Source organism: Bradyrhizobium sp. BR 1432 (assembly GCF_051547705.1).
Taxonomy (GTDB): Bacteria; Pseudomonadota; Alphaproteobacteria; order Rhizobiales; family Xanthobacteraceae; genus Bradyrhizobium; species Bradyrhizobium zhanjiangense.
The window spans coordinates 3,069,065-3,088,702 of the sequence record NZ_JBPUGF010000003.1 but is presented as its reverse complement, the minus strand read 5'-3'; the positions used below and the strand labels follow the sequence as shown (position 1 = coordinate 3,088,702).

Below are 19,638 nucleotides of genomic sequence, written 5' to 3'. Positions count from 1 at the left end.
GGCGAGAAGCTTGCGACGGGACTTGCGGCGCTCGACGGGCTCGCGGGAGCGCGGCTCGCACTCGCAGCCGATCTCTCTGCCGATGGCCGCGACACTTACACGGTCCGCGGCGCGTCGCTCGATGGAGCCAATGTCGCGGTTCGCGTCAAGGGAACGGTGACGCGCGAACTCGAGCGACCTGTCGGCCCGTGTGGACCTGCCGGATCTCTCGGCGGCCGATGCGCGCCTCACCGGTGCGGGAGCTCTCGACGTCGGCATGACCGGCGGGCTCGCGCATCCCGGCGTTTCGTTCGGGGCCTCGGTGGATCGCGCCACCGCGATGCGGCGCCCCATTCCGCATCTGGAACTCGCCGCGACGGTCAACGACATCAACGGGCTCTGTGCCGTCGACGCCAAGCTCAGCGGCTCCATCGACGGCAACCCGGCGCACGGGATTGTTCAGGTGAGCCGCCGATCGTCGGAGCGTGACGATCGCGGAGCTCCCGCCTTTGCCGGATGGCACGCAAAGACCCTCGACATCGCGATCGGCTCGGTGTCGCTGAAGGGCGCAGGAACGGTCGACGCGCAGAGATTCGCAAGCGGGCAGATTCGCTTCGCTGCTGGGGCGCTCGCCGACCTCTCACCGCTTGTTCTCACAGAACTCGCCGGTTCGGCCTCACTCGACCTTGCCGCTTCGGCTGATGGCGGCCAGCAGTCCGTCCGTCTCGTTGGCAAGGGCGCAGGAATCCGTGCCGCCGGTATGGCCATCCGCAGTTTCGATCTGCGCGCCGATGGCGCCGATCTCTACAGCCATCCGGTGCTCAATGCGGATACCCGCGTCAACGATGCCGAGTTCGGCGGTCAGACCGTCTCGAACATCGCGCTGACGGCCAGGGGCAATGCCGATACGAGCACGATCGGTCTCTCCGCCAAGGCTGCCGGCTTCGATCTCGATGCCGCGGGTGCGTTGACGTCCAAGGAACGGACGCGGTTCGATCTCAATCGTTTCACCGCACGGCGTGGCGCCAAGGCGATCGTATTGCAGGGGCCCGCAGGCTTCACGCTCGAAGACGGCACGGTGCTGATCGAGCATCTGGCGCTCGGAATTGGGACTGGCCGCTTCACCGTCGATGGCAAGGCCGGCAAGGCGCTCGACCTCAAGGCCGTGGCAAGTGCGATCCCGCTCGGCGCGGCCGATGTCGCGGTGCCCGGTTTGGGGCTCGCCGGGACGCTTGACGCTTCATCCACGATCGCCGGCTCCGCGAGCGCGCCGATGGGTCAATACAACGTGGCCGTCAAGCAGCTCGCGGCGCCGCAGACCAGGAGCGCGGGCTTGCCGCCGATCGACATTGCCGCGAATGGGCGGCTCGATGGAGGCCGCGCGAGCCTGAACACTACAGTTGCCGCGGGAAAAGCCGGCACGTTCACGGCGTCGGGCACGCTGCCGCTCGACGCCACGGGCCCGATTGCGCTGACCGCGAAGGGCCGTCTCGATGCCGCCGTCGCCAATGCGATGCTCTCCGCCTCCGGCCGCACCGTGTCCGGTAGCGTTGCGCTCGATGCCCGTGTCGGCGGCACGCGCGCGAAGCCTGAGATCGGCGGTGTCGCCACCATGAGCGGAGGCACCTTCCGCGACAGCATGCTCGGCACGCGCCTCGATGCCATCGAGGCGAAAATCACCGCCGAAGGGGAGCGGATCGTCGTGGAGCGCTTGGCCGCGGTGACGCCCAACGGCGGCACGTTGTCAGGCTCCGGCCAGGTGAGGGTCGCCCCGGATGCAGGCTTCCCAGGCACGGTCTCGATCCGTGGCCAGCAGGCGACCCTCGCCGCCAGCGCGCTGACGACCGCTCAGGCCAATCTCGCCCTCGACGTCACGGGCGCCCTGGCGCGCGATCCACGGATTGCCGGTCGCATCGACCTGACCCGCGTCAATGTCGATATTCCGGACCGCCTGCCTTCGACGCTCAAGCCGATCGACGGAATCAACCATGTGAACGCCTCGGGCCAGGCCGCTGCACGCCTTGCGGCGGAGCGCAAGGCGGAGACGCTGAAAGGCAGCAAGGCACGCCCGGCGCTCTTCAACGCGTCGCTCGACGTGACGGTTTCGGCGCCGAACCACGTCTTCATCCATGGCCGCGGGGCGACTGCGGAGCTCGGCGGCTCCATTCACGTGGGTGGCACGACCAACGGTCCGGTGCCGAAGGGCGCCTTCTCGCTTTTCCAGGGCAAGCTGGTGGTGCTCGGAAAGACGTTGAACTTCACCAAGGGTAATCTCTCCTTCAACGGAGATCTCGCGCCCGAGCTCGATTTCGCGGCAGAGATACAGGCTTCCGACATCACCGCACAGGTCGGAATCTCGGGACCGGCGGCCGCGCCGGCCTTCGCCTTCCATTCGCAGCCCGAGTTGCCGCAGGATGAGATCCTGTCGCGCATTCTCTTTCAGAAGGCCTCGGGCAGCCTGACGACCTCGCAGGCCGTACAGCTCGCAGGGGCCGCGGCTCAGTTTGCAAGCGGTGGCGAGGGAACGGTGGATCGCATGCGCCGCTCGCTTGGGGTCGACAATCTCGACGTGGGCGCCGGGGCGGGCGGTCCGATGGTCGGCGCCTCGCGCGCGATCGGCGACAGGCTGAGCGTGGGTGTGCGGACGGGCGCGAGCCCCAGCCAGTCAGGTGTGTCGGCCAATGTCGACGTGACGCGCCACATCCGCGTCGAGTCGGATGTTGATGCGAAGGGCTCGACATCCGTCGGGGTCGGCACGCGATTCGAATGGTAACGCAAAAGCGATTTCTTCGACCCATCCCGGCTCATCCGAGAGGGGCGATTATGTGTCGTGCCGCGAGAACGCGAAGGCGCGTCTGCTGTTTGAAAATCGAAGCTGCATGGCAAATCGATATCCCCTGGCTGGAGTGCTCGCAGCGTGAGTGGCGACGAGGTCGGCGATTGCATCGAGCGGAGGCGCGGTGTCCGCGGGCCTCATCCCCCGAAGCCGTAGTAGTCGCGCACCGCCGGCTCGCGCAGCTTGCCCGGCTCGAAGACCTCGATGACGACGCCATCAGGCGCGCCGAGCATGAAATAGCCGCCACCTCCGCCGAGGCGGCGGATCGGATTGGGAATATGAAGGTTCGCGGCCTTCATGCGCTCGTACAGCTCGTCGATGCCGACGACCTGCATGCCGAGATGATGCACAGCGTTCTTGCCCTCGCCGCGCGGCAGTTGGTCGTAGAGGTGGATGGCGCCAATACCGACCTTGATAAAGACATTCCGCGCACCCGCGACATCTCCGTCCCACATCACCACGGCATCGAACCAAGTCCTATAGAAGTCGATGGTGGCATCGACGTTGGATGCAAACAGATGCACGTGCTGCAGGTGGTAGCGGCGAACGAGGACACCGACACGATCAAGCTGTTCAAGCGCGACCATACCAGCGGCGGCCTCGTTGCTACAGAGCGGGCCATCCATGTTGGAAGTCCCGTTTGCATTCTCGTCAGGCCAGGTTGATCTGGAGCTCATCTCAAGTAACGAGCCAGCCCGCGCAGCTTCGCTCCTCATGCAGCCAAGCTTCTGGAGTTACTAGGGATTTCCTTTTTTGGAATGTGATGGCGGATCCCTCCCCCGCTACCGACGACCTTCAAGGCGCATCATCGATCGACGTCTGGCCAAGTCCGCGCCGCGTAGCCGAGCTCGCGGGAGCAAAGGAACTCTTGCGCATGATCGCGGCTTGAATCCGCGGGCCAGCGTCGCCGCCGATTGCTGGTCTGCACGGCCCCGCCTCCAAGCCCCCATACTCCCCAAGGATGGGGCCGTGCTTTAGAGCAGGAGGTGCCCATGCCTGAGCCGACCGAGCAGGACATCAGAGAACGCGCGCACCGACTGTGGGAGCAAGCTGGCAAGCCCGAAGGTCGTGAGGACGAGTTTTGGCAGGCGGCCGAGCAGCAGTTGCGCAACGAGGACAAGTCGAACACCACGCGGACGCCGGATACGCTGTGACCCGCAAGAAATGCCCCTTCTGCCACGGTCTGGGATGGGTCTGCGAAAACCATCCGCTCCGGCCTTGGAGCGAGAAGTTGGGCGGCTGCCGGTGCGGTGAGGGAATGCCCTGCACTTGCAACACGACCGAAGATCCCGAAACAAGAGCCGTGATCGTCGAAGCGGATACGACGTGGCATTAAAGCTTGATCCGGAAAAGTGCGAAGCGGTTTTCCGGAAAGATCATGCGTAAACAGAAACCTGAAGCGCGATGACGATTCATCCTAATCTCATCGCGCTTTAGAACCGTCACGGCCGGCTCAGTTCGAAATGGTGGTCTGCGTCTGCGCTGCACGCGGAACGGAACTCTCGAGAATGAATTGAGGCTCTAAGCAGCATGAGCTGTGGTGCGGGTCCGTTCGCAGGGCGCGGTGTTCACCGTGGACGAGCAGCAAAAGATAGAGCACCAGATCGAGCTCGCAACGCGAGCGGCGGTGCTCGCCAAGGACGAAACCACTGTCACGCGATTCAGGAGCTTTGCCGAGGAGCTGACGCAGAAGCTCCTCCGCATGATGCGGCGCGGCAAGGTGCGGGCTCGCGCCTACGAACTCTGGGAGCAGGCCGGCCGTCCGGCCAACCGCGACTTGGAATTCTGGCTGGAGGCTGAGCGGCAGGTGGAAGAAGGGCGCGAACAAAGGAAAGGCTTTTGACCGAAATAGCGACGATCGCCGCCGGCGCTGGTGATGTCCCGCATTGGCAGCATGGCGCTGGCTCCGGCCGCCCGTCTTGTTGCCATAGAAAAAAGCCGCCGAGGTCTTCACCCTGGCGGCTTCGAAAGTCCGTAGCTGTTGATCGCCTCCCCAGCCTCGTGCGTACCGCCGTTACCTTGTTTGCGGCCATGCACGGTTGTTGTAGGCGAGGGCGGATGATTCTACTGTGACCTGAATCACACAGTGGGAAGATGATGGAGGTCCGGTGCAAGGTGTCCATAAGGGCCTGCGATGGACCCATTGAGCCGGCCGAGCTCGCCACCGCCTATGTCATGCTCGCCGATCCGCTCTTGAGCTACATATCAGGGGCGACCCTCGCCGTCACTGGCGGCAAGCCGTTTATCTGACCTGCAGCGTCAATGATCGCGTGAACGGTCGTGGAGAGCGCGCTCCCCGTGATCGTGCTGTGGCGTCAGGTGCGATACCAGCTCGCTAGATTCCACGTCGTGACGTCCCAGCCCGACATGTCGACCATGAGGTTGTTGACGTTGGCGTTGACGACGTTGCGGGAGAGCAGCGGCAGGAAGACGTTAGCCTCGCAAAAAGTCTCGTCGACCTTGATCAGCAGCGCGGCGCGCTTGACCGGGTCGAGCTCGTTCTGCGCGGCCTTGTAGGCCTTGTCGGCTTCGGGATCGGAATAGCGGGAGATGTTGCGGCCGAGCCATTTGTTGTCCTTGCTGGCGATCTCCCAGGAGACGCACTGGTTCAGGAAACGCTCCGGATCGGGCTGCGGCTGCGTGGTGTTGTACATCTCCATGTCGGCGTAGAATTTCGAGTAGGTGTCGGGGTTGCCCACATCCGAGGAGAAGAACACCGATGCGGTGACCGCCTTGATCTCGATCTCGATGCCGGCCTTCTCGCAGGCCTGCTTGATGATGGCCTGCGTCTTCTGGCGCGGGGCGTTGGTCGAGGTCTGGAAGACGTATTTGAGCTTCTTGCCGTCCTTCTCGCGGATGCCGTCCGCGCCCTTCTTCCAGCCGGCCTCGTCGAGGATCTTGTTGGCCTTATCGATGCTGAACTCGTATTTAAGCTTGGGCGACTTGAACTGCTTGGGCGCGTTGACGAAGCTCGCGGTGGCGACTCCGCCGCGGCCGTAGATGAATTTCTGGATCGAATCGCGGTCGAGCAGGAGGTTGATCGCCCGGCGAACGGCCGGATCGGACAGCGTCGGATGCTTGGTCTTGGCGTTCGAACGCTCGCCGTCGACCTCGGTCCACGGGTCGGTTGTGTTGAGGATGATGAACTCGACATTGCCGGACGGCGTGATGTCGAGCTTGCCCTTGCCGCTCGCCTCCATGCGCTTGAGGACCTCCTCCTCCACCTGCATGTTCCACGCGAAGTCATATTCGCCGGTCTGCAGCACCGCGCGCGCTGCCGATACCGCATCGCCGCCACCCTTGATCTCGAGCGTGTCGAAATGCGGCTGGTTCTTGACGTGATAGTCGACGTTGCGTTCGGCGCGGATCAGGTCGCCGGGCTTGAACTCGACGAATTTGTATGGGCCGGTGCCGACCGGCTTCAGATTGGCCGGTGCCTCGCGCGATTTGGCGCCGCTATAGTCGCCGAAATGATGCTTTGGCAGGATCTGGCCGACCGAGCCGACGAAGGGATCGGCCCAGAACGGCGTCGGCGCCTTGAAGATCACCTTGATGGTGTGGTCGTCGATCTTCTCGACCTTGATGTCCTTGTAGGATCCCGTGGTGTAGGCCGCAGTTGCGAGATCCGCGGCGTACTGCCAGGTGAAGACGACGTCGTCGGCGGTGAAGGGCTTGCCGTCATGCCATTTGACGCCCTGCTTCAGCTTCCAGATCACGCTCGTGCCGTCCGCCGCAAGGCTGCCGTTCGCCTTGGTCGGGACCTCGGCGGCGAGGCAGGGGATCAAATTGCCCTCCTTGTCCCAGCCGGCGAGCGGCTCGAAGAAGACGCGCGAGGCCATCTGGTCCTTGGTGCCGATCGCGAAGTGTGGATTGAGCAGGGTCGGGGCCTGCCAGAACAGCAGCTTGAGCGGGCCGCCGCCGCCCGCCTTGGCCGGCTTGTAGGGCAACGTGGCGTCCGCCATCGCCACATCGTTCCAGACCAGGATCTGGCTCGCGATCGGCGCTGCGATTCCGATCGCAGCCACCTTTTGGATGAACGAGCGTCGCGACAGCGTGCCTTGCTTCACTTCCGCGACCAGATTGCGGATTTCGTTCTCGTTCATCGGATGACCTCCACCTCGAAGACAAATCGTCGCCAGCAGCCATCATGTTGCATCATGCACAAGGCGGCAATGCCGGCAAGGCCGCAAGGCCCTGCGACGAAATGACGATGTGGAGCACCCCTGCGGGCGACGACCCGGATCGCCGCCCGAGAGCACCCAGGCGGCGATCCAGTGCGAACTTACGTGAACTTGGGGAAGTTCTAAGGCCGCGCCGAAACGCTAACCCGGTCACTGCTGGCGCATCAAGTTTCGTGATGTTGCCCCAGTCGGAGATTCATTGCAGCCGCCAGGAAATTGCCACACATGACCCCTTGGAGCGCTGGCCTTAGCGGATGCTGACAACACCAATCGCCAGCACCGTGACGCGCCGCACACCCTGCGGAAGGCGCCGTCGTCGCCGTGATTTCGTTTCCTGTTTGGTGCCGAATGGAGAAAGTGCGCCCGCCACCGCCTGCCAATATGGATTTCAATTTCATTGATTTCGCGCGGCAGAGAAGCGAATACGGTTCCATCATTGCCGAAGACCTACGGAGACCAATATGTCGTTTCGCCTTCCCCTGATCCTCGCGACCGTGCTTGCCGCTTGGTCGGCCGCAGCCAGCGCCGAGACCATCAAGATCGGCGTGACGCCGGGACCGCACGCGCAGATCCTGGAAGCGGTGAAGCCGATCGCCGCCAAGCAGGGCCTCGACATCCAGCTGATCGAGTTCTCCGACTATGTCGTGCCGAACGCGGCGCTCGATGCCGGCGAGATCCAGGCCAATTCATTCCAGAACCAGCCCTACCTGGACAACCAGAAGGCCGACCTCGGCTACAAGATCGAGGCCGTCGCGCTCACCGTGAACTTCCCGATCGGCGTGTATTCGAAGAAGCACAAAGCCTTCGCCGAGATCCCCGACGGCGGCAAGGTCTCGATTCCGAACGATCCAACCAACGGTGGTCGCGTGCTACTGCTGCTGCGCGACAAGGGCGTGATCAAGCTGAAGGAGGGCACCGGCTTCAAGCCGACGGTGCTCGATATCACCGAGAATCCCAAGAAGCTGAAATTCATCGAGGTCGATGCGGCGCAGGCGCCGCGCGCGCTCGACGATGTCGACGCTGCCGCGATCAACACCAATTATGCAACTCAGGCGGAACTCGATCCCGTCAAGGATCCGATCCTGCGCGAGGACCCGAAGGGGCCCGATGTCAACCTGATCGCCGTTCGCAGCGCGGACAAGGACAAGCCCTGGGTCAAGACCCTCGTCGACAGCTACCACACGCCCGAGGTCAAGGAGTTCGTCCTGACCAAGTTCAAGGGCGCGGTGCTGCCGAGCTGGTAGGCAGTCTGCCCAGGCTTCAGCGCAGGGGCTATGCCGACGGGCAGCCCTGCGCAATGCCCGCTTGTCTGGAGCTGCGGCAATCGACATCATCGGGGCCCATCCTCGCCCGGCAGGGGTCGTATGAAACGCTTTGCAAACCTGAAACGACTGGGATTTTTCACACGGCTGCTCGACGAGGCTCCCCCGGCCGAGCGATATCGCTTCGCGGCCGAGCAGATCGTGCGCGCGGAAAAGGCGGGGCTCGATTCCGCCTGGATCGCGCAGCATCATTTCCACGAGCGCGAAGGCGGCCTGCCGTCGCCCTTCGCCTTCCTCGGCTACGTCGCCGCGCAGACCTCGCGCATTCGCCTCGGCACCGGCATCGTCACCTTGCCGCTCGAGAGCGCCGTGAGAGTGGCGGAGGATGCCGCGGTGCTCGATCTGATCTGCAACGGCCGTTTCGAGCTCGGCGTCGGCACCGGCGGCAACCCGTCGGCCTTCGCCGCCTTCGGTCTCGACAGCGCGCAGCGCAACGAGATCTTTGCCCGCAATCTCGACGTCGTCCGCACCGCGCTGGCCGGCAAGCCGCTTGATGGTGGCGACACGCTCTATCCGCAGCGGCCGCAATTGTGCGAGCGGATCTGGCAGGCGACATTCTCGGTCGCGGGCGGTGCCCGTGCCGGCAAGGCCGGCGATGGCTTGCTGCTGTCGCGCACCCAGCCGCGGACCAAGGAGGCGCCGCGTGCCACGCTGGCCGAGATCCAGAACCCGATCATCGATGCCTATCTAGACGCGCTGCCGCCGGGACGCGAGCCGCGCATCATGGCCTCGCGCAGCGTCTTCGTCGCCGACGACCGGGCCGAGGCGATGCGCCTTGCCGATATCGGGCTGCGGCGCGCGCTGCCGCAATTCCTCAAGGGCGGCCACGCCAAGCCCGGCGAGACGCTGGAGGAGATGATCACCGCGTTCGACACCCATGTCGGCGCGGCCGACGACGTCATCGCCTCGCTCCGCACCGATGCCACGCTGGAACGGGTGACCGATCTGGTATTCCAGGCGCATTCGGTCGATGCGCCGCATCCCCACATCCTGCGCTCGATCGAACTGGTCGCAGACAAGGTCGCGCCGGCGCTGGGCTGGACCCGGACGGCGCCCGACGTGGCGCTGGCGGTCTAGTCGGAATGAGTGTGATCGTGCTGCACGAGGCTGAATGATGGCAACAAAAGATATCATCGACACGCTCGCCGGGATCGAACCGGGATCGGCCCTGGATGCCATCCGCGCACGCCGCCTTCAGGCGCGCGAGAACGCGCAGAAGAGCTATCTCGCCCTGTTCGAGCCGATCGACGTCAGTGATTTCTCGCTTGTGGAGCGTGCCGCGGTCGCGGCTTTCGTGACCGGGCTCCATGGCGAGTCTCCCGTCGCAGCCTTCTATCGCGAGAAGCTTGCAGCGAATGTGGATGTAGCGGCGCTTCTCGCGGCGATCCAGGTCGAGATCGAGCGCGGCAAGACGTCGGGCCCGTATGGCGCCTTTCCGGCTGGCCCGTTGTCGATCGAGAACAAGGCCGGCCTGATCTACCGCGTGAGCGCGGAACGTAACCCCGATCTCGGCGCCCGGCTTGTTGCGGCGCTCGAGCATGCGCATCTCCTGGTGTTCCGTCCCCGCGATGCTGCCTCCGCCGACATGAAGGCGCTGCTCGCCGCCGGCTGGTCGAACACCGGCATCGTCACCTTCTCCCAGCTCGTTGCGTTCCTGTCATTCCAGGTGCGCGTCGTTACTGGCCTGCGCGTGCTCGGCGCTTCGCTCGGGCGCACCGCGGCCGGCGCGTAAGGAGATCGCATCATGACCGCTGCAAGCAAAGTCAATCCGCCCGTCGTCTTCACCCAGGACGAGCTCGGCTGGGTGTCGTGGATCGATCCGCTGCCCGAGGCCGAATTGACCGAACGGCATTTCGCCGGCCTCGTCGATCGCGCCCGCGCCAAGTCGGAATATTTCCGCCTCCTGGTGCGCGATCCCGAGGTGCTGGAAGCCCGCACCAAGACCGACAAGGACATCTTCTACAACGTCGCCGACGGCCTGCCGCGCGCCGAGCGCGAGCTCGCGGCGGCAGCGACCTCGCGCTACAACGGCTGCATCTATTGCGCCTCCGTGCACGCGCGCTTCGCCAGCACTTACTCCAAGCGTCGCGACGACGTGCAGCGTCTGCTCGACGAAGGCGTCAAGGCCGATCTCGGCGAGCGCTGGAATGCCGTCGTCAATGCGTCGGTGGCGCTGGCCGCAACGCCGATCGCGTTCGGCCCCGACAATGTCGAGGAGCTGCGCCGCGCCGGTCTCGATGATGCCGAGATCGTCGACGTCATCAATGGCGCGTCGTTCTTCAACTGGGCGAACCGGCTGATGCTGTCGCTCGGCGAGCCCTCGAAATAGGCAATCGCAGCGGCATAGAAATTGCTGCTTGTTTCAACACTGAGTGGATGGAGCCGTGCATGAGCAACATCGATCGTCGGTCCCTGGTCAAGGGCTCGCTCGCCACCATGATGGCAGGAGCCGCCTTCTCGCGCGCAGCCTTCGCGCAATCCTCCGAGCCGATCCTGCTCGGCGTCAGCGGTCCCTTGACCGGCCCCAACGCGCAATATGGCGCGCAGTGGAAGCAGGGCTTTGATCTCGCGCTCGACGAGATCCACGCTGCCGGCGGCATCAACGGCCGCAAGCTCGCCTACCAATTCGAGGACAGCCAGAGCGATCCGCGCCAGTCGGTGGCGATCGCCCAGAAATTCGTCTCCGATCCCCGCATCGTCATGGAGCTCGGCGACTTCTCGAGTCCCGCCTCGATGGCGGCCTCGCCGATCTATCAGCGCGGCGGCCTCGTGCAGTTCGGCTTCACCAATTCGCACCCCGATTTCACCAAGGGCGGCGACTTCATGTGGAGCACGTCCGTGAGCCAGGCCGACGAGCAGCCGCTGCTGGCGTCCTACGCCGTCAGGCGCCTCGGCCTGAAGAAGCTCGCGGTGCTGCACCTCAACACCGATTGGGGCCGCACCAGTCGCGACCATTTCGTCAAGGCGGCCAAGGAATACGGCGCCGAGATCGCGGTGACCGAGGGCTACATCGCGGAGGAGCGCGATTTTCGCTCCACCCTGGTGCGCGTGCGCGATGCCAATCCCGACGGGTTGATCCTGATCTCCTATTATTCGGACGGCGCGCTGATCACCCGTCAGGCGCGCCAGGTCGGTCTGAAGCAGACCATCTGCGCGGCAAGCTCGGTCTACTCGCCGAAATTCCTGGAGCTCGGCGGCGAGGCGGTCGAGGACGTCCATCTCGGCACGCGCTATTTCCCCGAAGATCCGCGGCCCGAGGTGAAGAAATTCATCGCGGGCTTCAAGGCGAAATATGGTGGGCAGGAGCCCGACGCCTTCAACGCCTATTCCTATGACGCGATGAACATGGCCGCTGCCGTCCTCAAGATCGGCGGCACCGACCGCCGCGCCATCCGCGACGCCTTCGCCAAGGTCAAGGACGTCTCCAGCGTCATCTTCGGCTCGGCGACGTTCGACGTGGCGAGCCGCCGCGTCAAAGGCGCCATGAATGCCGAGCTCGTCGTGCGCAAGGGGCAGTTCGCGCTCTGGGACGGCAAGCCGACCTGACACGATGGCCGGAGCATCCGCTCCGGCCGCTTCTCTCAACTTGGGACCATCGCGTGGCTTCCTGGCTCGACTACACGATCAACGGGCTGATCGTCGGCAATGTCTATGCCCTCGTTGCGGTCGGGCTCGCGCTGATCTTCGGCGTCAGCCGGCTGATCAACTTTGCCCAAGGCTCGATCTATCTCGTCGGCGCCTATATCGGCTGGGTCGCGGTGGTGCAGTTGCATACACCGCTGCCGCTCACCATCATCGTGGTCGCGGTCGCGGCCGCGATCGTCGGGTTGATCATCGAGCGGTTCGGCCTCCGTCCGCTGCAGAACTCGGTGCGTATCGCGCCGCTCCTGGCGACGATCGGCATCAGTTTCGTGCTCGATCAGCTGGTGATGCTGACCTTCTCGCCCAATCCGCGCGCGCTGCCGAGCCAGTTACCGGACGTCCGCTTCCAGGTCGGCAACGGCACGATCGGGCCGCTTGATCTGCTCATCGCCAGCGTTGGCATCGCCAGCGCGCTGCTGCTGTTCGTGTTCCTGCGCTACACCAAGCTCGGCTGGGCGGTGCGCGCCACCGCGCAGGACCGTGACGCCGCGATGCAGATGGGCGTCGACGTCAACCGCGTCAATCAGGCCGTGTTCGGCATTGCGGCGGCGCTCGGCGGCGTCTCCGGCATGCTGGTCGGCATGTACTACAACCAGATCGACACCGCGATGAGCCTTCAGGCCACGCTCAAGGGCGTCGTCGCGGAAGTCGTCGGCGGCGCCGGCAACGTGCCGGGCGCGGTGGTCGGCAGCCTGCTGCTCGGATTGGTGGAGAGCTACGGCGTCGCCGTGTTCGGCACCAGCTACCGCAATCTGTTCGCCTTTCTGCTCTTGGTCGTCGTGCTCGTGCTGCGGCCGAACGGGCTGTTTGCGAGTGCCCGGCAGGCGCCGCCGGAGCCGCTCACCGGCACCTTCATCGCGCCGAGCCGTCCGGTGCGCATTCCGCGCTGGGCCGTGCTGGTTGCCGTCGGTGGGTTCGCGATCCTGCCGCTGTTCCCGGTGTCCTTCTACGTGCTCCAGACCCTGATCAACGCCTGGCTGCTCGGTATGCTCGCGCTCAGCCTCACGCTGGTTGCCGGCACGGTGGGCCAGGTCTCGCTCGGCCATGCCGCGCTGCTCGCGATCGGCGCCTACACCGCCGCGCTGCTGTCGCTGGCGTTCTCCGTTCCGGTCGGCCTCGCCATCATCGGCGGCGGCCTGATGAGCGCAGCGCTCGGCACGCTCCTGATCTCGCCGTCGTTCCGTTTGCGCGGGCATTACGTCTCGATCGCAACGCTTGCCATCGGTGAGATCGTGTCGCTGGTGATCCTGAACTGGGAGAGCGTCACGCGTGGCCCGATTGGCATCTCCGGCATCCCGCCGCTGTCGCTGTTCGGCTACGACCTGATCAGCCCGGCGTCGGTCTACTGGTTCAGCCTTGCGGTGATGGTCGTGCTGGCGCTGCTTCAGGGCCGCCTGCTTGCCTCGCATCTCGGCCGCAGCTTTCGTGCCATCCGCGACGACGACATTGCCGCGCGCGCCTATGGCCTCAGCCTGAACCGCTACAAATCGCTGGCCTTCATCTTCGGCGGCTTCGCCGCCGGCGTCAGCGGCGGCATCGCGGCACACCTCTATTCCTACATCAACCACGAGACCTTCAACACGCAACAATCGATCCTGGCGCTGACCGTCGTCATCCTCGGCGGCCTCGGCAACGTCGTCGGCGCGATTCTCGGATCGGTGGCGCTGGTCGGCCTGCCGGAAGTCTTCCGGATCGCGGCGGAGTATCGCATCCTGATCTACGGCATCGTGCTCTTGCTGCTCGTGCGGTTCAGGCCGCAGGGCCTGTTGGGGACGATCTGATGTCCGAGCAGCACATCCCCATGTTGTCCCTGCGCGGGCTGACGCGGCGCTTCGGCGGTCTCACCGCGGTCGACGCCATCGATCTCGACCTCGCCAGGGGCGAGCTGATCAGCATCATCGGCCCGAACGGCGCCGGCAAGACGACGCTGTTCAATCTCGTGACCGGTCTCGACCGGCCCGATGCCGGCACTGTCCGCTTCGCAGGGCAGGACATCACGGGTCTGTCGCCGGAACGGCTCGCAGGCCAGGGCATTGCGCGCACCTTCCAGCTCGGCCGCGTCTTCGGCAATCTCAGCGTCATGGACAACGTCCTGATCGGCGCCCACACGCGGTTGCGCGCAGTGAAGCCGGCCGTGCCGGTGATCGGTCCGCTGCTGGAATTGGGGCTGGCGCTGCTGCGTCCTGCGAGTGTCAGGGACGAGGAGGAGCGGCTGCGCGAAGAGGTGAAAGCCATTCTCGCCCGCTTCGGCGAACGGGTGCCGCCGCGGATCGACCAGCCCGCCTACAGCCTCTCCTACGCCAACCGCCGCCGCGTCGAGATTGCACGTGCGCTGGCGCTGAAGCCGCGCCTGCTGCTGCTGGACGAGCCGACCGCCGGCATGAACCCGACCGAAACCGCGGAGATGCAGGCCCTCGTCGCCGAGCTGAAGGCGGGGGGCTGACCATCCTCCTGATCGAGCACAAGCTGGAGATGGTGATGCGGCTGTCAGACCGTGTCATCGTCATGGATGAGGGCAAGAAGATCGCGGAAGGGCCGGGCGAAATGGTGCGGAGCGATCCCAAGGTGATCGAGGCCTATCTCGGTCACGGCCTCTCCGCAACGGCGGAGCAGGAGAGCGCGGCATGATGAACGTTTCTCCCGCACCGCTGCTGGCGCTGTCTGATGTCAACACCTTCTATGGCCAGGCCCAGGTGCATTTCGACCTGTCGATATCGGTCGCGCGCGGCCACATCGTCTGCCTGCTCGGCGGCAATGCCAGCGGCAAGTCGACGACGATGAAGATCATCCTTGGCCTGGTGAAACCACGCTCGGGCGAGGTGACCTTTGACGGCGCCTCGCTGATCGGGCTGACCACGCCGCAGATCGTCCGCCGCGGCATCGCCTCGGTGCCGGAGGCGCGGCGGCTGTTCGCGGACATGAGCGTGCGCGAGAACATCCTGATGGGCGCCTTCGTGCGCAACGATCGCGATATCGTGGCCCAGGATCTCGACAGGATGCTCACGCTGTTCCCAAAGCTCGGCCAGCGGCTGTCGCAGCGAGCCGGTTCGCTCTCCGGCGGCGAGCAGCAGATGGTGGCGATGGCGCGCGCGCTGATGAGCCGTCCCCGCATGATCGTGATGGACGAGCCGACCATGGGCCTGTCGCCGCTCTATGTCGACCGCGTGCTGGAGCTGATCAGCACCATCAATCAGGACGGCGTCTCGGTGTTCATGGTCGAGCAGAATGCCAGCCTCGCACTCGAGATCGCGCATGAAGCCTATGTGCTTCAGACTGGCAAGATCGTGCTCTCCGGCCCGGCGCGGACGCTGAAGGACGATCCCCGCATCCGCGACGCCTATCTCGGCGGCTCGGAGGCTGCGTAGTAATTGGAGCGCGCCGTCATCTCCCCATCGTCATGGCCGGGCTCGTCCCGGCCATCCATGTCTTGTGGCACGAAGAACGTGGATGCCCGGGACAAGCCCGGGCATGACGACTTTCTTCGGGGCTAGTCAGTGTGATGATTCTTGAAAAAATCATACCGCTGGCGCGACGGGGCGTGCAACGGACGGAATGATTGTCGTGACGAGATGGTCTTTGCGGGCGGTCGAGCCCGGAGCGGCGCTGCTGTTCGGCGCGCTCATTGCCGCCAACATCGCCGCGTGGGCGTGGGCCTTTGCGCGGTTCGGCGATCGGCCGACGGTGATGGCGACCGCGCTGCTGGCTTGGGTCTTCGGCCTCCGCCACGCCGTCGATGCCGACCACATCGCCGCGATCGACAACGTCGTGCGCAAGCTGATGCAGGCGGGCGGCGCGCCGCGCAGCGTCGGCCTCTATTTCGCGCTCGGCCATTCCACCGTCGTCGTGGTCGCGACCATGCTGCTCGCGCTTGGCGTGGTGAGCCTTGGCGGCGACAGCCTGCTCAAGGAGATCGGCGGCGTGATCGGCACGTCGGTATCGGCGCTGTTCCTGCTTGTGATCGCGGCCATCAACCTCGCTATCTTCGCCGGCCTGTGGCGGACGTTTCGCGCGGCGCGGGACCAAGGTATCCATGACGCCGCGGGCCTCGATGCGCTGCTGGCCAATCGCGGCGTCCTGGCGCGCCTGCTCGGGCCGATGTTCCGCCTGGTGACAAAGCCGGGGCATATGTACCCGCTCGGCTTCCTGTTCGGGCTTGGTTTCGACACCGCGACCGAGATCGGCCTGCTCAGCATTTCCGCCAGCGAAGCCGCGCGCGGTACCTCGCTCGCCGATATCCTGGTCTTTCCGGCGCTGTTTGCATCAGGCATGGCGCTCGTCGATACCGCCGACTCCGCGTTGATGGTGAGCGCCTATCGCTGGGCCTTCGTCGATCCCCTGCGAAAACTCTGGTACAACCTCACGATCACCGGCGCCTCGGTCGCAGTGGCGCTCTTCATCGGAGGCATCGAGGCGCTCGGCCTGATCAGTGATCGGTTCGATCTCTCCGGCGGCCCGTGGGCGGTGGTCGAGGGCCTCAACGAGTTGCTGGCGAATGTCGGCTTCGTCGTGATCGCGCTGTTCGCGATCGCCTGGCTCGTCTCGGTCGTACTCGATCGCCGCATGTTCTCGGATGACGCGCGACGCTCGCCGGATGCGGCCCGCGGCTTCGATGCGACCGAGGCGGCGTAGGTGATGAGACGACGCTAAATCCCGGCTCAGAGCGCGGCCGCGCTCTGCGCGGGCTCCGCCGGCAAATCGTCGCCATTGGGATCGCCTGGCGCCGTCGCCCAGGCCAGCTCCACCAGCGTCACGATCCGGCGGCCGCCGCCGTCGAGCTGGCAGACGATCAGGCCCTGCTCCTCCATATAGCTGAGCAGCCGCTGCGCGCGGCGCAGCGAGTGCGAGCCATAGGCGCGCGCGATCGCGGCATCGCCGGGACAGGGCCAGCCTTCCTTCGCCGCGCGCGCGATCATCATGAACACGCCCTGCATGTCGTCGGGCAGGATCGAGGCGCGCAGCGACACGTCCTGCCAGGCGTCGTCGTCGGCGAGGTCAGTGCCGAGCCCGGCGCGGGCGTGCGTCAGCATGCGGCGGAATTCGTTGAGATCAGGCACGGCCGCGCCGAGCCCCTCGATGCGGCAACGGACCACGAACTCCTGATAGAGCACGCCGATGGCGCGGAAGCCGGCATCGGGCTCGGCGAGCACGGCACGAAGGGTACGATCCACGCGCTCGCGCCGCTCCGCGAGCTCTTCGGCGCTGACCGGAAGCTCGATCGGCTCCGCGCGCGCTTCCGGCGCAGCTGCCGCCTTTGCGGCGCGGAGCTGCTCGAGCAGATCCGGTGCGGGCCGGCGCTGCGGGCGGCTGGCATCGGGCGGCGGCGCCGCCAGGATCACGGCGCGCGCATCTTCCAGCGTCGCTTCCGGCAGCGGCATCAGCCGCGGTGTGGAATTGCGCGGGCTCGTGTCGGTCGGGCCGATGTTCAAACGCAGGGGACGCCGCGACAGCGCCGGTCCCAGCGCCATGAATTGGCCACGCTCGAGATCGCGAAAAGCTTCGGCCTGCCGCCGCTCCATGCCGAGCAGGTCGGCGGCGCGCGCCATGTCGATGTCGAGGAAGGTCCGGCCCATCAGGAAGTTGGAGGCTTCCGCTGCAACGTTCTTGGCGAGCTTGGCCAACCGCTGGGTCGCGATGATGCCGGCGAGCCCGCGCTTGCGGCCGCGGCACATCAGATTGGTCATGGCGCCGAGCGACAGTTTTCGTGCCTCGTCCGAGACTTCGCCCGCAACCGCCGGCGCAAACAGCTGCGCCTCGTCGACGACCACCAGCATCGGGTACCAATGATCGCGGTCGACGTCGAACATCCCGCCGAGGAACGCCGCGGCGCGCCGCATCTGGTTCTCGGCATCGAGCCCTTCGAGATTGAGCACGGTGGAGACGCGATGCAGCCGCGCGCGCTCGCCGGCGACCTGAAGGCCGCGCTCGGTATGATCCTCGGCCTCGATCACCAGATGGCCGAAGCGCTCGGCCAGCGTGACGAAGTCGCCTTCGGGATCAATGATGGCCTGCTGCACCCAGGGCGCGCTCTGTTCCAGCAGCCGCCGCAGCAGATGCGATTTGCCGGAGCCCGAATTGCCCTGCACCAGGAGGCGGGTCGCCAGCAGTTCCTCGAGGTCCATGGCCGCCGCGGCACCCGCCGTGGTCTGCCCCATCTCGATCGCAACCGTCATGTCCCCGACTCAAGTCCCGTCATTCGCGGACAGGGGCTTATCAACCCGGCCGAGGCGCGTCGAGCGCTACCGCGCGAATCAGGCCGTGTTGCCCACGGCGGAGTTCAGAGATGATGCGACAACCGTAGAAGCGCGGGCCGATAGGGCGGTAGCGGATCGTCGTCCTCGGTCTCGGGGATGGCGCAGGATCCGAATTCCTGCCTGATCCGTTCGATCTCGGCGATGCGCTCATGCAGCCGCTGCAAATGCTCGGGCGACGTCGCCCGCCAGAACCGGAAGGTGTCGGCGGTGAGCGGCAGGAATGCGGTGCCGAACAGCGTCGGATCGGGAACGACGGTGTGTCCCAGTAGCAGGAACCGCTCGGTGCCGGACACGACAAGGGTCGCATAGCCGCGGTTTCCGATCCGCCTGATCCCATTCAGCGACCATTCGGCAAGCTTGCTGAAATACGGCTCCTCGCGCCAGCGGTCGGGACAATCATCGTCGACCGTGACGTTGACGGCGTCCTGGCTGAAATGCACCACGATGCCCGACTTCGCCGGAAACCAGTCGTCGTCGAGATGGCCCTGCAGCCAGGCACAGACGAACGACCGGCACATTTGCGGGCGGCGATCGTAGATGGTGCATCCCATGCCGGCCTGCCAATGTTTGCAGAGCTGGTTCACCGGCTTGTCGACGCCGGCCACTTCGAGGATATCGCAGCAGGCGTTGCATGAGCCGCATTGCCGGACCGGGCGGGCCGCCTTCGGCAGGCCGGTCGCACGAAAACCCTGGCCGTCGCGCACCAGCAGCTTCTGCTTCTCCAGTGCGGTCAACGCGCGCTCGATCTTGAGACGGGACAGTCCGGTGGCGTCGATCACGCTCTTCATCGTCGTCGCGCCTGCCTCGACCGCGCGGACGACGCTCAGCATCGCCTGATCCATTGTTGTTGTTCTTGTTCTCTCGGCCGTGCATTGCGATTTCGCCGGAACAACCGACCCGGCAAAACAGGTCATAGACACCTGACCTAAAAAGATATGTTGCTCACCTCTCTGTCGGCTGGGCAAGAAGCCGGACCCGTTCTGCGCGCATGCAACGTTTGCGCGAATGAAGGGCCTGCACGTGAGGGGAGCCCATTAGCGTCGAATCGGCTCGCTTTGCTCGCGAAGCGCCGGGATATGACGGGCGGCATGCCGTTCGTCTCACGCAGTCGTGATATCAGCGGACCGCGCGTAGGCGCGATGCGAGGGCGACGACCCGGCCGTGCGTCCGATGTGCGACGACTGTCGTTGAGTTTGCGCCACACTGGGAACAGTGCCGTACGCCGAACCTGCAGTGAGCACTGGTTCAGATCGTCACGGCGGCGCGGCATGGGTGACGTTGGGCGCAACGCTCGGCGCCGGCGCCCGCCGTCTCGGGCGTCCCGACCTGGTCACGCGCACCGGTGCGGTCACGCTGGTCGCCATGACCGGCGTGATCCGGATTCAATCGCTCTGGATTGCGTGAGGGCCGACGTCGCTGGAAACGGC

The 19,638-nt window shown here is 65.4% G+C and carries 17 protein-coding genes and 2 pseudogenes; 15 read left to right on the top strand and 4 right to left on the bottom strand.

Features of this window, described 5'->3' with window-relative positions; translation table 11 throughout:
- Window positions 1–190 precede the first annotated feature (190 nt).
- Complete coding sequence (locus ACSKB8_RS14710; protein WP_438104849.1) at window positions 191–2,752, top strand: translocation/assembly module TamB domain-containing protein; 2,562 nt, start codon at window positions 191–193, stop codon at window positions 2,750–2,752.
- A 200-nt stretch (window positions 2,753–2,952) separates the two neighbouring features.
- Here the strand turns inward: ACSKB8_RS14710 and ACSKB8_RS14705 are convergent, their stop codons facing one another.
- Complete coding sequence (locus ACSKB8_RS14705) at window positions 2,953–3,402, bottom strand: VOC family protein (RefSeq protein ID WP_438104847.1); 450 nt, start codon at window positions 3,400–3,402, stop codon at window positions 2,953–2,955.
- Here ACSKB8_RS14705 and ACSKB8_RS14700 point away from each other — a divergent pair.
- The 4 genes and pseudogenes from ACSKB8_RS14700 to ACSKB8_RS14685 form a co-directional block, all read left to right on the top strand.
- The gene (locus ACSKB8_RS14700) at window positions 3,334–3,480 is read left to right on the top strand and encodes a beta-propeller fold lactonase family protein (RefSeq protein WP_370988405.1); all 147 of its coding nucleotides are present in this window, start codon (window positions 3,334–3,336) and stop codon (window positions 3,478–3,480) included. The two genes, ACSKB8_RS14705 and ACSKB8_RS14700, sit on opposite strands and share 69 nt — an antisense overlap.
- A gap of 327 nt (window positions 3,481–3,807) precedes the next feature.
- Window positions 3,808–3,969, top strand: coding sequence for a DUF2934 domain-containing protein (locus ACSKB8_RS14695; RefSeq protein WP_091879971.1), 162 nt, complete (start codon window positions 3,808–3,810; stop codon window positions 3,967–3,969).
- Between the two features lie 410 nt (window positions 3,970–4,379).
- Entirely contained in the window at window positions 4,380–4,658 is a 279-nt protein-coding gene (locus tag ACSKB8_RS14690; RefSeq protein ID WP_438104845.1) for a DUF2934 domain-containing protein, read from the top strand.
- A gap of 296 nt (window positions 4,659–4,954) precedes the next feature.
- Window positions 4,955–5,065, top strand: a pseudogene (locus ACSKB8_RS14685) (NAD(P)-dependent oxidoreductase); the annotation flags it as partial.
- A 65-nt stretch (window positions 5,066–5,130) separates the two neighbouring features.
- Here the strand turns inward: ACSKB8_RS14685 and ACSKB8_RS14680 are convergent.
- The gene (locus tag ACSKB8_RS14680) at window positions 5,131–6,918 is read right to left on the bottom strand and encodes a peptide ABC transporter substrate-binding protein (protein ID WP_438104843.1); all 1,788 of its coding nucleotides are present in this window, start codon (window positions 6,916–6,918) and stop codon (window positions 5,131–5,133) included.
- A 539-nt stretch (window positions 6,919–7,457) separates the two neighbouring features.
- Here ACSKB8_RS14680 and ACSKB8_RS14675 point away from each other — a divergent pair.
- The 9 genes and pseudogenes from ACSKB8_RS14675 (at window position 7,458) to ACSKB8_RS14635 (ending at window position 16,589) form a co-directional block, all read left to right on the top strand.
- Entirely contained in the window at window positions 7,458–8,240 is a 783-nt protein-coding gene (locus ACSKB8_RS14675) for a MetQ/NlpA family ABC transporter substrate-binding protein (RefSeq protein WP_438104842.1), read from the top strand.
- A 120-nt stretch (window positions 8,241–8,360) separates the two neighbouring features.
- Entirely contained in the window at window positions 8,361–9,395 is a 1,035-nt protein-coding gene (locus ACSKB8_RS14670) for a putative FMN-dependent luciferase-like monooxygenase (protein ID WP_438104841.1), read from the top strand.
- 37 nt (window positions 9,396–9,432) lie between these two features.
- On the top strand, window positions 9,433–10,050 hold the full coding sequence (locus ACSKB8_RS14665; protein ID WP_438110531.1) for a CMD domain protein: 618 nt from the start codon (window positions 9,433–9,435) through the stop codon (window positions 10,048–10,050).
- A gap of 12 nt (window positions 10,051–10,062) precedes the next feature.
- Window positions 10,063–10,647, top strand: coding sequence for an alkylhydroperoxidase domain protein (locus ACSKB8_RS14660; RefSeq protein WP_438104839.1), 585 nt, complete (start codon window positions 10,063–10,065; stop codon window positions 10,645–10,647).
- Between the two features lie 59 nt (window positions 10,648–10,706).
- Window positions 10,707–11,864, top strand: coding sequence for an ABC transporter substrate-binding protein (locus ACSKB8_RS14655; RefSeq protein WP_438104837.1), 1,158 nt, complete (start codon window positions 10,707–10,709; stop codon window positions 11,862–11,864).
- Window positions 11,865–11,917: 53 nt separating this feature from the next.
- Window positions 11,918–13,741 carry an ABC transporter permease gene (locus ACSKB8_RS14650; protein WP_438104835.1) on the top strand — a complete coding sequence of 608 codons (1,824 nt, stop codon included), beginning with the start codon at window positions 11,918–11,920 and terminating at the stop codon, window positions 13,739–13,741.
- Window positions 13,741–14,588: pseudogene (locus tag ACSKB8_RS14645) on the top strand (ABC transporter ATP-binding protein). Before ACSKB8_RS14650 ends, ACSKB8_RS14645 begins: the two are co-directional and overlap by 1 nt.
- Window positions 14,585–15,325: an ABC transporter ATP-binding protein gene (locus tag ACSKB8_RS14640; protein WP_438104834.1), complete on the top strand. Its 741-nt coding sequence runs from the start codon at window positions 14,585–14,587 to the stop codon at window positions 15,323–15,325. The pseudogene ACSKB8_RS14645 and the gene ACSKB8_RS14640 overlap by 4 nt, the downstream one beginning before the upstream one ends.
- A 187-nt stretch (window positions 15,326–15,512) precedes the next feature.
- Window positions 15,513–16,589, top strand: a complete 1,077-nt coding sequence (locus tag ACSKB8_RS14635) for a HoxN/HupN/NixA family nickel/cobalt transporter (RefSeq protein ID WP_438104833.1) — start codon at window positions 15,513–15,515, stop codon at window positions 16,587–16,589.
- 26 nt (window positions 16,590–16,615) lie between these two features.
- Here the strand turns inward: ACSKB8_RS14635 and ACSKB8_RS14630 are convergent, their stop codons facing one another.
- On the bottom strand, window positions 16,616–18,130 hold the full coding sequence (locus tag ACSKB8_RS14630) for an ATP-binding protein (protein WP_128937954.1): 1,515 nt from the start codon (window positions 18,128–18,130) through the stop codon (window positions 16,616–16,618).
- A gap of 104 nt (window positions 18,131–18,234) precedes the next feature.
- Window positions 18,235–19,053: a YkgJ family cysteine cluster protein gene (locus ACSKB8_RS14625; protein ID WP_438104831.1), complete on the bottom strand. Its 819-nt coding sequence runs from the start codon at window positions 19,051–19,053 to the stop codon at window positions 18,235–18,237.
- A 391-nt stretch (window positions 19,054–19,444) separates the two neighbouring features.
- Here ACSKB8_RS14625 and ACSKB8_RS14620 point away from each other — a divergent pair, with 391 nt between their 5' ends.
- Entirely contained in the window at window positions 19,445–19,615 is a 171-nt protein-coding gene (locus tag ACSKB8_RS14620; protein WP_438104829.1) for a hypothetical protein, read from the top strand.
- Window positions 19,616–19,638 lie beyond the last annotated feature (23 nt).

Bases quoted from the DNA above. Each gene is read 5' to 3' on its own strand.
- ACSKB8_RS14675 (WP_438104842.1), top strand. From the start codon at position 7,458: ATGTCGTTTCGCCTTCCCCTGATCCTCGCGACCGTGCTTGCCGCTTGG.
- ACSKB8_RS14640 (WP_438104834.1), top strand. From the start codon at position 14,585: ATGATGAACGTTTCTCCCGCACCGCTGCTGGCGCTGTCTGATGTCAAC.
- ACSKB8_RS14635 (WP_438104833.1), top strand. From the start codon at position 15,513: ATGATTGTCGTGACGAGATGGTCTTTGCGGGCGGTCGAGCCCGGAGCG.
- ACSKB8_RS14700 (WP_370988405.1), top strand. From the start codon at position 3,334: ATGCACGTGCTGCAGGTGGTAGCGGCGAACGAGGACACCGACACGATC.
- ACSKB8_RS14655 (WP_438104837.1), top strand. From the start codon at position 10,707: ATGAGCAACATCGATCGTCGGTCCCTGGTCAAGGGCTCGCTCGCCACC.
- ACSKB8_RS14665 (WP_438110531.1), top strand. From the start codon at position 9,433: ATGGCAACAAAAGATATCATCGACACGCTCGCCGGGATCGAACCGGGA.
- ACSKB8_RS14625 (WP_438104831.1), bottom strand. From the start codon at position 19,053: ATGGATCAGGCGATGCTGAGCGTCGTCCGCGCGGTCGAGGCAGGCGCG.
- ACSKB8_RS14680 (WP_438104843.1), bottom strand. From the start codon at position 6,918: ATGAACGAGAACGAAATCCGCAATCTGGTCGCGGAAGTGAAGCAAGGC.
- ACSKB8_RS14670 (WP_438104841.1), top strand. From the start codon at position 8,361: ATGAAACGCTTTGCAAACCTGAAACGACTGGGATTTTTCACACGGCTG.
- ACSKB8_RS14695 (WP_091879971.1), top strand. From the start codon at position 3,808: ATGCCTGAGCCGACCGAGCAGGACATCAGAGAACGCGCGCACCGACTG.
- ACSKB8_RS14660 (WP_438104839.1), top strand. From the start codon at position 10,063: ATGACCGCTGCAAGCAAAGTCAATCCGCCCGTCGTCTTCACCCAGGAC.
- ACSKB8_RS14630 (WP_128937954.1), bottom strand. From the start codon at position 18,130: ATGACGGTTGCGATCGAGATGGGGCAGACCACGGCGGGTGCCGCGGCG.
- ACSKB8_RS14705 (WP_438104847.1), bottom strand. From the start codon at position 3,402: ATGGTCGCGCTTGAACAGCTTGATCGTGTCGGTGTCCTCGTTCGCCGC.